15 protein-coding genes are annotated in these 13690 nt (G+C 55.3%); 8 read left to right on the top strand and 7 right to left on the bottom strand.

The features are described 5' to 3' along the window. The first annotated feature begins 37 nt into the window (after positions 1–37). The 6 genes from BM485_10940 to BM485_10915 all read left to right on the top strand — a co-directional run bounded on the left by BM485_10940 (position 38) and on the right by BM485_10915 (position 6017). The gene (locus BM485_10940) at positions 38–1600 is read left to right on the top strand and encodes a hypothetical protein (protein ID OKY74945.1); all 1563 of its coding nucleotides are present in this window, start codon (positions 38–40) and stop codon (positions 1598–1600) included. Between the two features lie 120 nt (positions 1601–1720). After that, positions 1721–2548: a hypothetical protein gene (locus tag BM485_10935; GenBank protein OKY74944.1), complete on the top strand. Its 828-nt coding sequence runs from the start codon at positions 1721–1723 to the stop codon at positions 2546–2548. Between the two features lie 33 nt (positions 2549–2581). Next, entirely contained in the window at positions 2582–3784 is a 1203-nt protein-coding gene (locus BM485_10930; GenBank protein OKY74943.1) for a hypothetical protein, read from the top strand. Positions 3785–3793: 9 nt separating this feature from the next. Then, entirely contained in the window at positions 3794–4453 is a 660-nt protein-coding gene (locus BM485_10925; GenBank protein ID OKY74942.1) for a hypothetical protein, read from the top strand. Then, on the top strand, positions 4450–5247 hold the full coding sequence (locus BM485_10920) for a hypothetical protein (protein ID OKY74941.1): 798 nt from the start codon (positions 4450–4452) through the stop codon (positions 5245–5247). The genes BM485_10925 and BM485_10920 overlap by 4 nt, the downstream gene beginning before the upstream one ends. An 11-nt stretch (positions 5248–5258) precedes the next feature. After that, entirely contained in the window at positions 5259–6017 is a 759-nt protein-coding gene (locus BM485_10915) for a dethiobiotin synthase (protein OKY74940.1), read from the top strand. Positions 6018–6038: 21 nt separating this feature from the next. Here the strand turns inward: BM485_10915 and BM485_10910 are convergent, their stop codons facing one another. The 6 genes from BM485_10910 to BM485_10885 form a co-directional block, all read right to left on the bottom strand. Further along, on the bottom strand, positions 6039–6248 hold the full coding sequence (locus BM485_10910; protein OKY75013.1) for a sulfurtransferase: 210 nt from the start codon (positions 6246–6248) through the stop codon (positions 6039–6041). A 90-nt stretch (positions 6249–6338) separates the two neighbouring features. Continuing rightward, the gene (locus BM485_10905) at positions 6339–6632 is read right to left on the bottom strand and encodes a transcriptional regulator (protein OKY74939.1); all 294 of its coding nucleotides are present in this window, start codon (positions 6630–6632) and stop codon (positions 6339–6341) included. 97 nt (positions 6633–6729) lie between these two features. Further along, positions 6730–7521, bottom strand: a complete 792-nt coding sequence (locus BM485_10900; GenBank protein ID OKY74938.1) for a hypothetical protein — start codon at positions 7519–7521, stop codon at positions 6730–6732. A 13-nt stretch (positions 7522–7534) separates the two neighbouring features. Then, entirely contained in the window at positions 7535–8443 is a 909-nt protein-coding gene (locus BM485_10895) for a hypothetical protein (GenBank protein OKY74937.1), read from the bottom strand. Next, positions 8444–9406, bottom strand: coding sequence for a hypothetical protein (locus BM485_10890; GenBank protein OKY75012.1), 963 nt, complete (start codon positions 9404–9406; stop codon positions 8444–8446). Between the two features lie 167 nt (positions 9407–9573). Next, complete coding sequence (locus BM485_10885; GenBank protein ID OKY74936.1) at positions 9574–11556, bottom strand: hypothetical protein; 1983 nt, start codon at positions 11554–11556, stop codon at positions 9574–9576. A gap of 137 nt (positions 11557–11693) precedes the next feature. Between BM485_10885 and BM485_10880 the strand changes: the two genes are divergently transcribed. Further along, complete coding sequence (locus BM485_10880; GenBank protein ID OKY74935.1) at positions 11694–12170, top strand: universal stress protein; 477 nt, start codon at positions 11694–11696, stop codon at positions 12168–12170. Here the strand turns inward: BM485_10880 and BM485_10875 are convergent. Beyond that, the gene (locus BM485_10875) at positions 12154–13269 is read right to left on the bottom strand and encodes a hypothetical protein (protein ID OKY74934.1); all 1116 of its coding nucleotides are present in this window, start codon (positions 13267–13269) and stop codon (positions 12154–12156) included. The genes BM485_10880 and BM485_10875 overlap by 17 nt on opposite strands. A gap of 82 nt (positions 13270–13351) precedes the next feature. Here BM485_10875 and BM485_10870 point away from each other — a divergent pair, with 82 nt between their 5' ends. After that, positions 13352–13606, top strand: coding sequence for a hypothetical protein (locus BM485_10870; GenBank protein OKY74933.1), 255 nt, complete (start codon positions 13352–13354; stop codon positions 13604–13606). Positions 13607–13690: the final 84 nt, after the last annotated feature.

Genomic DNA, 13690 nt, shown 5'->3' with positions numbered 1-13690 from the left:
GGTTATCACCTTGATTATGCGACGTGAAGGAGAGCGGATGGGAGAACATCAAAGAACGCCGAACGAATTTCTGGCGGTGCTGAAGCGCCGTAAGGTTTCCCTTGTTGTTCCCTTTCTTGTGGTCGTGCTGGTTGCAGCCGGAGTGGCTTTGACGCTGCCGCCGGTGTACAAATCCGTTTCCACCATTCTCATTGAAGAGCAGGAGATACCTGCCGATTTCGCCATGAGTACGGTGACCAGTTATGCGGAGAAGCGTCTTCAGTCAATCCATCAACGGATCATGAGTACAAACAGGCTGCTGGAAATCATCAAACATCAAAATCTTTACGCGGACCTGACGGCAAAAGTTTCCACGGAAGAAATTGTGGAAAAAATGCGGGAAGATATCAATCTCGAGTATATCAGCACGGAAATTGTCGACCGCCGTACCGGGCAGCAGGCAACGGCGACCATTGCTTTCACCTTGTCCTATGAAGCGCGGGAAAGGCCGGAAAAGGTGCAGAAGGTGGCCAATATTCTCGCCGCTCTTTTTCTTGAAGAAAATCTGCAGGTGCGTGAGCGGCAGGCGCTGGACGCCACTTCCTTTCTGGAGGAAGAGCAGCAGAAAATAAAGTTGCGTCTTGATGAGATCGCCCGCGACATTGCCGCTTTTAAAGAGAAGCATATTAATGAGCTGCCGGAGGTTCTGCCGGTTAATCTGCAAAGCCGTCATACGGCCGAGGCGGCCATTGAAAGGCTTAATGATCAGCTGCGGACATTGCGGGAGCGGGAAAACGGGCTGCTGGCGGGTCTTGCCAATATTGCGCCGCGGATGGAAATGGAAGAGATGAAAAGGCTGGCGGCGTTGAAAGCCGATTTGTCCAGCCTGGAAGCCCGTTACACCGACGAATACCCCGATGTCGTGAAAACCCGGCAGGAAATTGCCAAACTGACAAACAGTCTTGCCGGGCAAAAGGCGGCAAACCCCGATGCGCTGCCGGACAATCCCGCCTATATCGCCCTTTCGTCCCAGCTTTCCGGCATACGGGCTGAAATTAAGTCAGTGGAAAGGCAGTCGGCCGATCTGCGGGGAAAAATAGAAAAGCTGAATAAGTGGATTGAGGCAATCCCCCATGTGGAGCAGGCATATAACGACCTGCTTGCCGAAAGGCGGGATATGCAGGCGAAATTTGATGATTTGTCCCGTAAGTTGATGGAGGCGAATGTCGCTTATGGCCTGGAAAAAGATCAGAAGGCCGAGCGCTTCACCCTGATCGATCCGGCGCGCTTGCCGGAAAAACCCTATAAGCCGAACAGGTGGGCGCTCTTTATTGCTGGAATCGTCCTTGGTGTCGGGGCTGGAGGTGCCTGCGCCGCGGTATCGGAATTCCTGGACCTTTCCGTCCGGCGACCGGAAGTTCTGGAACGGGAAACGTCATTTCCGGTGCTGGCGGTGATCCCGGCAATCGTTACCGAGGACGACACGCGGCAGCGGACATGCCGCCGGCTGTGTTGGGTTGTCTCCGTTCTGGTCGTTGCGGCTGCCGCGGTTGTCGCCTTCCATTTTCTGGTGATGGATCTGAATGTTTTGTGGGCGGAACTGCTGCGAAAAGTCATGTGAAGCGCTGGTTGCCGGGAATCCTTTCCCGACAAGATCGCGTCGGCATAGCTGTGCCGGCCTGCGTGCGAGAAAGGCCCTGGCCGGTGCGGGACCCTGCGTCCTTCCCGATGGAGAAAGCGGATGAAATTACGAAAGGCATTGGATAAGGCGAATAAAGACCGGTTGGAAGGGTTCGATGAGCCGGGGGAGGAGAACGCGGACCGGGAACGGGATGCAGGAGAACGGCCCCCGTCAACGGGAGAAATTTTTTCCACCTGCTGGCAGTCTCCGGTTTATTCGGAGTCTATTTCGGTCAGACTCGATCCGAATAAACTGCGGCGCAACAGATGTGTCTGCATTTCGCCTGATGCGCCGCAACTTGATGCGTATAAGGTTTTGCGCACCCGCATTCGCCATTATGCCCGGGAAAAGGGAATGAACACCATCATGATTACCAGTGTTCGGCCGGGGGAGGGGAAGACGGTGACCTCCATCAATCTGGCCCTGACGTTTGCCCGTGAATATCAGCAGACCGTCCTGCTGGTTGACTGTGATTTGAAAAAACAGGATATCCGCAATTATCTTGGTTTTGCCAGTGACCGGGGGCTGATCGATTACCTGGAGGATAACCGGCCTTTAAAGGATTGCATTATCTGGCCGGGGGTGGAGAAGTTGACGGTTATTTCCGGGGGCCGCACTGTTTCCGACAGCACCGAGCTGCTTGGCTCGCCGAAGATGCAGGATCTGCTGGCCGAGATGAAGGGCAGGTATGATGACCGCTATGTGCTGCTTGATGTCCCGGCGGTGCTGGATGGGGCTGATGCCATGGTGTTTGCGCCGCTTGTCGATTGTATCATCATGGTGGTGGAAAAAGGGGTGACTTCCTTGAACGATGTCAAAAAAGCGGTTGAGCTTCTTCCCAAGGAAAAATTTCTCGGCTTCGTGTTCAATGATCGAAGCCGCGAGTAAGGGCTTTTCGTTTGAGGAAAGCCGGACCAGCCTATGTATGAAAAATTTTACGGATTGAGCGGCAAGCCGTTTCAGATCGTCCCCAATCCGAATTTCCTTTATCTGAGCCGCAAGCATCGGCACGCCCTTACCTATCTCGAATACGGCATTCGCGAAGGGATGGGGTTTATTCTGCTCACCGGGGAAATCGGCACCGGCAAAACAACCTTGATCCGTCATATTCTCAATCAGTTTGAGAAAGAAATTGAGGTGGCGGTGGTTTTCAACACCAATGTCACGGCGGATCAGCTTCTCCGTCTGCTTCTCCGGGAGTTTGAATTGCCGACCGAAAGCCATGACAAAACACATCATCTCGAACAGATTTATCATTTTTTGATTGAGAAATATGCGCGGCGCTGCAAGGTCTTGCTCGTCATTGACGAGGCGCAGAATCTTTCCGAAGAGGTGCTGGAAGAGGTTCGCATGCTCTCCAATCTCCAGGCGGACGACAATCTTCTGCTGCAGATCATGCTTGTCGGGCAACCCGAGCTCGCGGCCAAGCTGAAGCGTCCCGCCCTTGCCCAGCTCGCCCAGCGCATCGGGGTCAGCTATCATCTGACGCCCCTTGATCGAGAGGAAACCGGCGCCTATATCGCCTCCCGCCTGGAAAAAGTGGGAGGTGACGGCGGCTTGTTCAGTTCCGAGGCGGTGGATGAAGTTTATCGTGCTTCAGGCGGTACGCCGCGCACCATCAATCTTCTTTGCGATTCGTCCCTGGTGTATGGTTTTGCCGATGAATTAAGACGCATTGACAAGGAAACCGTTTCCCAGGTGTTGGCCGACAAGGGCGGCATGGCGTCGGTCGCGCCACCTGGCGCGCCTGTGCCGGCATCTTCCGCCCCGGACCGGTTCGTCGCAGCGGAAAACGGACCGGACTCTTTTGCCCGGCGGCTTTCCTCCCTTGAGCGTGCGCTTGATGCCTTACGCCTGCAGGTCGATCAGCAGCATGAAGCGTTTGCCGGGCATGCCTCGGCCGCAGGTGATGACCTGGCGCATCAGCTCGCCGCGCAACTGGAGCATGAGCGGGAAAAAAATGAAAAGCTGCTGCTGGAGTATGGGCGACTGGAGGAGAGACTGAAATTTTTTGAAGCAGCGGCGACCGGTAAAGAATGTCCCCGTGCCGCGGGTGATGGCGATGACGGCTCCTCGTTCTGCAAAAAAACAAAGAAGCCGTCCTGGCTTTCATTCCGTTTTTAGTTTGCCCTGATGAATTTTTCTTTTGTTCACGCTCCGCATTCGACTGCTTCTCCCGTGCTTTTTCTGCCCGGATGGGGTTTTGACGGCCGCATGGCCCCTCTTTTTCACCTTTTCCCCGGCCGGACAATCATTTTGCCTGATTCCTTTGTCAACCCGCCGGAGCTGGAAAAGGATCTTTCGGCTTTCGTGCGCAGGCATGGGGTCATGATTTCCATTGTCGGCTGGTCCATGGGGGCTCAGCTCGGCCTTGATTTCACCCGTTCCCATCCCGAATTGGTTGAGCGGCTGACTCTGGTGTCAATGCGTCGGCGCTGGCCGCCGGAGGAAATAGGGGCGATCAGAATGGGGCTGCAGGAAGGGCCGGGGGATTTCATGCGCGGCTTTTATCGAAAATGTTTTCTCGGCTATAAGCAGGAATACCGGCAGTTTGTCGCCCGGCTTGAGGATGATTACCTGCAACGCCTGGACCTGGGCATACTTGCGGCCGGGCTTGATTATCTTGCGCAATTTCGTTTTTCTTCCCCGGTAACGGTCGATGTGCCCATCTCTGTGCTGCACGGTCGCAAGGATGTGGTGGCGCCGTTTGCCGAAATGGTGCGCTTGCCGGCTATGGAATGCCATGTGGTTTCCCATGGGGGGCATATGGTGCTGCTTGATCGAATGCGATGAATAAAGAGAGGAAGGAAACAATCAGCCGTCGTTTTTCCAAGGCCGCGTCCACCTACGATGAATACGCCCTGGTGCAGAAAGAAAGCGGCGCCGGACTTCTCGCTATGCTGCCGGAGGATTTTATTCCCGGCCAGGTTCTGGAAATCGGCTGCGGCACCGGCGGTTTCACCGCGCGCCTGGCCGACAGGTTCCCCCTGGCCCGGATAACGGCCATTGATTTTGCCCGGGGCATGATCAGCCGGGCCGAAGCGATGCTTGCCGAACGATCCCGTGTTTCCTTCATCTGCCGGGACGGCGAATTGTTTCTCCGTGAAAACGAAAAAAGGTTTGATCTTGTGACAAGCAACGCCACCATGCAGTGGTTTGATGATATCGGCCTGGCCCTGGTCAACAGCGCCCGCGCCCTTGACGGAAACGGGGTTTTTCTCGCCTCTTTCTACGGTCCGGAGTCGCTGCGCGAGCTGGCAACCGGCCTTGCCGCCGTTTTCGGCAAACAGGTGACGGTGGCGGCCGGGCGGTTTGCCGGGAAAGAGGAGATCGGCCGAATGGCGCGCAACAGCTTCAGTGATGTCGTGGTTGTGGAAAAGATCTACAGGCGAAGTTACCCGTCCTTGCGCAGTTTGCTCAATCATATCAGCAAAACCGGCACCGGAGGCTATCATCCCGACCTGCCGGCCATTACCCGCGGGAAAATTGCCCGATTGGAAAGCTGGTTCAGCGGACAGGGCGGCTATGAAATCTCCTATCAGGTCTTTTTTCTGAGGGCCTCCGGGCAAAAGGCGGGAGCGCGGTGACGGGCTGAAAAATGGGAAAGAAAACAATGGATAAGGCCCTGCTCATAGCAGGAACCGGCACCGGGGTGGGCAAAACCGTGGTCAGCGCCTTGCTGCTTGGTTTTCTGCTGAAAAAAGGGATCAGGGTCTCCTATCAGAAATGGGTGAGCACCGGCGGAGAGATGCCGGAGGATCTGGTTTACTGCCTGGAAAAGAATAATCTGCCTTTTTGCGGGGAGAGGCTCGACAGCCAGGTGCTGTTTCGCTTCCGAATGCCGGCTTCTCCTCATTTGGCGGCGGAACGGGAAGGCCGGCGGGTTGATCCGGAGCGGATCAAAACCGCCTTTTGGCGGGCGGTTCTGGAAAACGATCTGCTGTTGGTTGAGGGGGTGGGCGGGGTGATGGTGCCTCTGCGGCGGGATCTGCTGCTTTGCGACTTCCTGCCGCAGTTTCAGATGCCTGTGCTGATCGTCGCCCGCAGCGGCCTGGGCACCATCAATCATACCCTGCTCACCATCGAGTCGTTGCGGCACCGCAATATCCCTTTGCTTGGGGTGGTCTTTTCCGATGAGGAGTGCGGCATGGCGGCGGATGATCCGCTGGTTGCCGATAATCTGCGGATCATCGGCGAGCTTGGCGGGCTTGAGGTTTTCGGCAGGCTGCCCCGTTTTGCGGATTATACTCGGCTGCAAGAGGCGTTTGTGCCTGTCGGTGAACGGATCGGGCAAAGAATTTTTTCCGGCCTGGCCGCAGAGCGATCACGCGGTGATCGGCAGGGCGATCCGGGATAAACGCGGAAAGCTGATGATGTCTTACCGTTTTTCCGGGACGCCGAGGGCCTTGAGGATGAAGGCAAGGGGGCAGAATTTGGAGAAGCCGAACTGGAAGAGATTGGCGCCGACAAAGGCTGTCAGCCACAGCCAGTAACTGCTCATGAAAACGGGGCTTGCTTCAGCACCCAATGCGAGGCCGAGCAGGATAAAAAAGCCGGCAAAAACATGAACCCAGTCTGTAATGATCATGTTGTTCTCCTTGTTGCAGATCTCGTCAAAACCTGATTCCGGATCCTTGTGCCGGTTTCCTTGCTCCAATGGCCGCCCGGGCCAAGCGACTCAAACCTTTTTGTCGGTACAGAAAAGCGACCGCATGGTCTGGATCAGTTGCAGGATGCGCGGGTCGTTGATGCGGTTAAAAATGAAGTTTGCGTCTTTGCGGAAAGAAATGATCCCTTGATTGCGCAATATGGACAGATGCTGGGAAACATTGGCATTTGTCGTCTTCACCTCTTCCCGCAGGTCGCCCACCGTCATTTCCCTGTCCTGGAGGAGGCAGAGGATTTTCAGCCTGATGGGATGGGACATGGTCTTCAGTAGCCCGGCAATGGATTCTATGTGTTCGTTGTGCATTTGTGAACCAAGAGTTTAAGTGTTTAGTTATATTCTTTAGCTTCCGATGGTTGTTTTGTAAAGGGTTTTGTTGCCGACATCGGTTTTTAGTAAATCATTATATGCTTAAACAGACGATGCTGTCCAGCGTTACCTGCAGTTCGTGCGCGCAATTGCCGTGGTTGATGCTGATTTCAAGGTAATCGCGGCTGTTGAAAAGGGCAACGGGCTGACCGGGAGGGACGGATCCATAGGAAGAAGATATGCCCGGCAGAAAGCGGCCGCCGATGGTGACGGTGATGTTCGGCAAATCAGCGGCAAGAAAGGTTTTTTCCACGGTTGGCCGGTCAATATTGGTCATGAGGTTGCCGAAGTGGTCGATATCAATCACCGCGCCGCGCAGGCGGTTTTTTCCCTTTTGCAACGGCGGCAAGGGCAAGCGGGCAAGCGACTCCGGATCGATGCGGCAACCGGTTTGTTCCGGCAACAGTCCGCGGGCAAGATGGGCCGCCACCGGGGCAAGGATATCGCGTCCGTGAAAAGTCCGGCTGACAGGGGAAAGAAAGAGCTGCTCCTGCGTCACCTCGTAAGCTCGCCGGAGAGGGGGAAGAAGAGTTGCCGCGCCGTTGTCCGGCAGGAGGAAAAGGTGATCGTCAGCCTGCAACAGGACGATCCGGCGCGATGTGCCGACGCCAGGGTCGACAACGACGACGTGGATCGATCCTTTCGGGAAAAAACGGTACGAGGAGGCAAGGATCAGGGCCGCCTGCCGGATATCCTGCGGTCTGACTCCATGGCACAGATCAACGATGACGGCGGCAGGACAGAGGCTGTAGATGACTCCCTTCATAACGCCGACAAATTCATCGCTTCCGCCAAAATCCGTGGTCAGGGTGATAAGCGGGTGCATGATGGTTTCTCCCTTATCTGACAAGCCGGCTGACGCCGACAAGTCTGACCCGATCCCGCAGACTTTCCGCATGCTGCCGCAACACGGAAAGCGTCTCCGGGTGCGGGTGGCCGATGCCGATGGCGGATCCGTTTTTTTCGGCGGTCTTGATGAGAAGGTCAAGTTGTCTTGCGATGGCCGCGGGGCTGGGGTCGTGGTCGAGAAAGACATCACGGCGGGCGGTGGGCAGTCCGGCGTCTTCCGCGGTGCGGTAAGCCACGGAGTCCGCGGCGGTAAGACTGTCCAGGAAGAAAAGGTTTCTTTTTTTGAGCAGCAGCAGGCAGGTCTTCATGGCGCGGGGGTCCGCGGTGAAGCGAGAGCCCATATGGTTATTGACGCCAAGGGCAAAGGGAACCGCCTGGATATCCTTTTCCAGGCTTGCGGTCATTTCCCGGTCGCTCATGGAGGTGAGCAGGGCGCCCGGTCCCGGTTGCCGGCTGCTGTCTCTGGCTTCCATGGGCAGGTGCAGAAGGATGTCGCGCCCCCGGTCATGGGCCAGGTGCGCCAGGTCCGGGGTGTGGGGCGCAAAGGGAAGAAAGGCAAAGGAAAGGTTGAGATCAAGCGAGATCAGCTCTCGCCCGATGCGGTCCTTGTAGCCCATGTCGTCGATAATCAGGGCAATGTCCGCCGGACCCGCCTTGTGCTCGGTTTTTTTATACGGCAAAGGGGCAAGGACCGACGGTGCCTGGGGTTCCTCGTGGACGGCAGGTGGTTTTGCCCCCCCGGCTTCCTCCCTGCTTTGCATGGTCCGGTCAAATGTTCCGGGTCGCAGGAAGACAAAATAAAAGGTGGCAATCAGGCTTGCGGACAGGAAAAAAAGCAAGCCCGTCCAATAAAAGCCATTTTTTCCTTTTTTTTTGCGAGAGGCCTTTTTGCGGGCCATTTATTTCTGCCGGTTCAGGACATAGTGAGCCAGGCCGACCAGGATTTGTCGCGCCCGGCAGTCAGGGAAAACGGCAAGGGACTCAACCGCCGCTTCAACAAGCGCTTCCGCCCCTTCACGGGCATAGGCGAAGCCGTTGAATTTCTCGATAAACCGGTGTGCGTCATCAACATGCAGGGCTCGTTGTTCAGGGGTGTCCCGCAGCAGGGCGAGCATGGCCGCGCCTGCTGATTCATCGCAGTTTTGCAGCCCATGCAGCAGGGGCAGGGTCAGCTTGCCTTCGATGAAGTCATTTCCCACCGCCTTGCCGGTTTTCTCCGGGTCGCCGAGATAATCGAGCAGGTCGTCCACCACTTGAAAGGCAAGGCCCAGGGCGTTGCCGTAATTGCCCAGGGCGGCTTGTCGCTCAGCATTGGCTTCGGCAAAATAGCCCCCCACCTGACAGGCGGCGCTGATCAATGCACCCGTCTTGCCGCGCAGCACGCCAAAATAATTTTCTTCTGCCGGGTTGCGATCCCCGACGGTCTGCATCTGCAGGAATTCCGCCTCGATCATGGCCGAGGTAGCGGCTCCGATCAAGGCAAGCACCTGTTCACCGCCGAGAGTCCCGGCCAGGGTCATTGCCCTGGTGTGGAGAAAATCCCCTGCCAGGATTACGTGGCTGTTGTCCCAGACGGCATTGGCCGATGGTTTGCCGCGTCTTTTATCGGCATGGTCGATGACATCGTCATGGAGGAGGCTTGCCCCATGCAGGAATTCAAAAACCATGGCCAGGCGGTACAGGTTGATGGGCGGCTGCAGTTCGTCTTCTGCGGCAAGCCCTTCCGGCATGCGGGCAAAGGTGCAGAGCCGGGCGGCTAAAATTGTCAGAAGGGGCCGGATTCTTTTTCCGCCGTTAAAAATCCCATATTCGAGAATTTCCCGGAGCATGGGATTGTTGACCGAACTGATTTCCCGGAGCATGACTTCATTGACCGCTTCAATGTCCGGTTGGAGCCGCAGCAGTAATTCCGATTTGTTCACCTTGTTTTTCTCCGATAGTTGTATGGTTTGCCTTGTTCATATAACAGATTCGGCCTTGATTGCCCAATTTTGCTGATCTGTGAAAATCAAAACAGCAAAAAAATCAGTTATCCCGTTCCCGTTATTTCATCAAAAAAAGAACGAACTTCGTTCATGCTGCGGATGATCTCGCTGTTTGGCAGGCTTTGCCGAAAGGCGCGGCCGTAATGTTTGCTGAACAGCCGAATGTCCATAATTGCCAGAAGCCCGCAGTCGGTCGAGGAGCGCATCAGGCGCCCGATTCCCTGGCGCAGCGTCAGGATGGCGCGGGGCACCTGGAAATCCATAAAAGGGTTGCCGCCGTTTTCCTTGATCTTGTCGATCCTGGCCATGATCACCGGGTCGTTGGGCACCTCGAAAGGAAGCTTGTCGATTATGACGCAGCTTAAGGCCGGACCCGGCACATCGACTCCCTCCCAGAAGCTTGCAACCGCCAGGAGAACGGAATGGGTTTCCCGGCTGAAACGGTCAAGCAGGGCCTGTTTTTGGGCACTCCCCTGGATGAAAAGGGGGAAGGGCAGGCGATCGGCAAGGAAACCGTGCAGGGCATGCATGGCTTTGAAGCTGGTGAAAAGAACAAGGGCCCGTCCCTGGGAAGCCAGCAGCAGATCAAGCACACGTTCCTGCAGTTCCGGCAGAAAGAGGGGCGATGCGGGCTCGGGAAAACGGTCCGGGATAAAAAGACGGGTGCGGTCTTTATAATCAAAGGGGGAGGCCAGCCTGAGGCTGTCGGTTGCATCCGGCAGACCGAGTCGTTCGAAAAAATAGCTGAAAGAACCACCGGCGGTCAGGGTGGCTGAGGTGAAGACCGCGCTTTTTACCTCATGATACAGTGCTTGCCGTAAATCACCGGCAATTTCGATGGGGGAAGCCGACAAGATGACCGTTTTTTCACGTCTTTCATACCAATAGACGTGGGAGCTGTCGTGCTTTTCCACCACGCTGTTAAGATTGGCCAGCAGTTCGCTGATGCGGCGGTGCATGGCGTTCCAGAGCTCATTTTGTTGGCCCAGCGGATCGATTGTCAGTAATAGTTTGCGAAGTGATTCGTTTAACAGAAACGATTCATCATCCCAGTTCGCTATTTTCGCCACTGCCTCATGCAGGGGGAAGCGGCCCTTGTCGTCCGGGAAAAGGGCAAGAAAGCGGTTGGCGGAGATCTCCATTCCGCGGGCCGCGGCAATGACTTTGTCGTATTTTCGTTGCGTACCGTCTTCGTGACACATGCGTTCAATGTCGTGGGCCAGGTCGAGCAATTGGAAATGGCTGACGCTGGTGCCGAAATAGCGGGTGGCGATATTCTCAATGTGATGGGCTTCGTCGAATATGACTGCTTCATAGCGGGGCAGTACCTCGGCAAAGCCGAAACGCCGCAAAGCCAGATCGGAAAAAAAGAGGTGATGATTGACGATGAGCAAACGGCAGCGCGCGGCTTTTTTGCGCAGTTGACTGATAAAGCATTCGCCGCTGTCCGGGCAGGCGGTTCCCGGGCATTGGCTGGAAGAGGCGCTTATCTGCCGCCAGAATCCGGAATTGTCGGGCAGCCATTCCAGTTCCGCCCTGTCGCCGGTGGTGGTTGAGGAAAGCCACTGGGCCACGGCGTCGATCTGCTCGTTTTCGAACAGGGAAAGCTGGTCGGAATGGTACATTTGTCGCCAGCGGTAGAGGCAGAGATAGTTTTGTCGGCCCTTGACGCAGATGGCCGCAAGGTCCGGGTCGACATGATCTTTGATGAAGGGGATTTCCTTGTGCAGGATCTGCTCCTGGAGATTCAGGGTGCCGGTGGAGATGATCACGCGGCGGCCGCTCAGGGCGGCGGGGATAAGGTAGGCAAGGGTTTTGCCGATTCCCGTCTCCGCTTCAACGGCGAGCAGACTGCTGTCCGGGCCGGAATGGTCACCGGTCGTTGCCGCGAGACAACGGGCCACGGCAAGGGCCATATCCAGTTGTCCGCTGCGGGCTTCGTATCCGGCAAGCCTGCGGCTGAGAACTCCTTGCGGGGAGAATATTTTTTCGGTTTGCGTAAGAAGATCATGCATCGTTATAGTAATCCCGCATTTTTCTTACCCCTAATATCTGAAGATACAAAGAAAAAAGTTTTGTTTCCGCGGTTGATAAAGCATAAAATGAAATAGCGGCATGAGCGAGAACGTCGAAACGGCTGCCCGTTGGACTGCGGGGAAATCACATGATCGTCGTCAAAAATGAAGAGGAGGGTGTCATGCAGGTAAAGAAAATTCTTGTTCCCATTGATTTTTCGGAAAACGCCAACCGCGTCATCGAGTACGGGGCATTTGCGGCAAAGACGTTTGGGGCGGAAATGGAGGCGATATTCGTAGCCCAGACCTTTCAGGATTATTCCGAATTTTTTGAGCCCCACATGCCCATTATTCAGTTTGAAGAGGATCTTGTTGCCGGCGCCAAGGAAAGAATGACGACGTTTTTAAAGGAAAACCTGGATGCCTCCGTCATCTGTAAAGGGGTGGTGCTTTCCGGCGATATCTCCGAAACCATTATTGAATATGTCAAGCAGCACCATGTCGATTTGGTTGTCATGGGAACGCACGGGTACAAGGGGTTGGAAAAAGTTTTGTTCGGCAGCATCGCGGAAAAGGTGGTGAAGATGTCGCCCTGTCCGGTCTTGACCATTAACCCTTACAGGTAGATTTCCTCAGCGATTTTACCGCGATAAGCGCATGGTTTTTTGCTTCTTCCGCTGCCCCTGTCCGGCGCAAAAATTGCTGCATCAGGGCGGAAGCGCTCTGGTTGCACAGGGAGATTTCCAGGTGCGGCTGCGGCCGGCACGGTTCCGGATTTCCCGGCACGTCGCTTGCGGGCTGGCCAAAGCGAAAGGTGGAGAGAGTTCTGGTCCAGTCAGCGGCAAGCCCGGCAAAATTTTGCAGGGTGTCGGATTCTATTCCCTTTGCCCCGGTTGCGGCAAGTAATGCATGCAACCCGTCGATGACCGACTGAGCTTCTCGCCGGAAGGCCCGGCGAACATCCTGATACTCATCAAGGGGCATTTCCTCCAGAAGGGGGAGCGGAATGCGCAGAAGCCTGACCGGTCGCTGCTTGTTGAACGACTCGTTGACATCAAAAAGAAGTTCAGCGGTTTCCTCCCGGCTGCAGGCAAGAATCGTGTGTTTTTCGCGGCGGCTGTCGGCAAGAAAAAGTTTCGCCCAGGCCTTCAGGATCAGCTCAGGTTTGATGGGAGAAGTTGCTGGGGGCAGGAGCGGGGTCAGCGCAAAGGGGATTTCCTCGTCCTCGCCCTTCAACGCCTCAAAAAGTTCTTTTTCGCGGCACGAGACGGCGGTGAGTGCCTGGGCCAGTTCTTGTTCCTCCTTGTATAAAATCTCCGAAAGTTTCAACAGCAGTCGTGCCTGCCACAACTCTTCCTTTTTTTTCCTGTCAGCCGCTGTTTCTTTTTTTTCGTCCCGGCCTGAAATGGCGGTAATGAGGCTGCGGACGCTGCCCTCGTCGCGATTTGCAGGAAACTGCGACGAGAGGGTGGAGATATGGCCGCTGTAAAATTCCCCTTCATTTCCTTTCAGCTCTCTGATAAGTTGTGTGAAGCGTTGCAGCTCGTCATGAAAGGGTACCGGCGCGTATCCCTCGCAGAGATCGTGCTGAACCTCGGCCGCGGCGGTTGCATCTTCTTCACATGGCTGGTAATGGTAGAGTTTGTCGAAAAAAAAGAGTTCCTGGAAAACCGTGTTCGGCACAAGGATTGTTTCGGGAAGAAAAAGGGCGCGCAAAGATGTCATATGTGTTTTTTGTCAAATTTGAAAGATTGCAGAGGGCTTTTGTTCAATGAGTACAAAAGAAAAGATTTCGTTGGGTTTGCTTATGGCGGTTTACCTGTTTGTCACGGTGAGGTATTTCCCCGGCCGTCCCGTCGATACAGTGACCGCCACGCTGCGTCACTGGTTGGAGTCCGTACCGTTTCTTATAGGTTTAACCATTCTCGCCGTTTCCATTCTCAAAAAAATGGCCGGGTCAAAATTGCCTGCAAACCGTATCATGCGAATTTACCTCACTTTCGGACTGATCGGTGAAGTTTTTTACGGCATATATCATTATGTCAATCAAGGGAATATATAAAGGAGGGAGGTCTTTTCGCCGCCGCTTCCTTTGATGATCCCGTATCGTCCTGTTTTTACCACAGAGAACACCGGGATGACAGAG

The sequence above is a fragment of the Desulfobulbaceae bacterium DB1 genome, from assembly GCA_001914235.1.
Taxonomy (GTDB): domain Bacteria; phylum Desulfobacterota; class Desulfobulbia; order Desulfobulbales; family SURF-16; genus DB1.
This window is presented reverse-complemented; position numbering and strand designations above follow the sequence as displayed.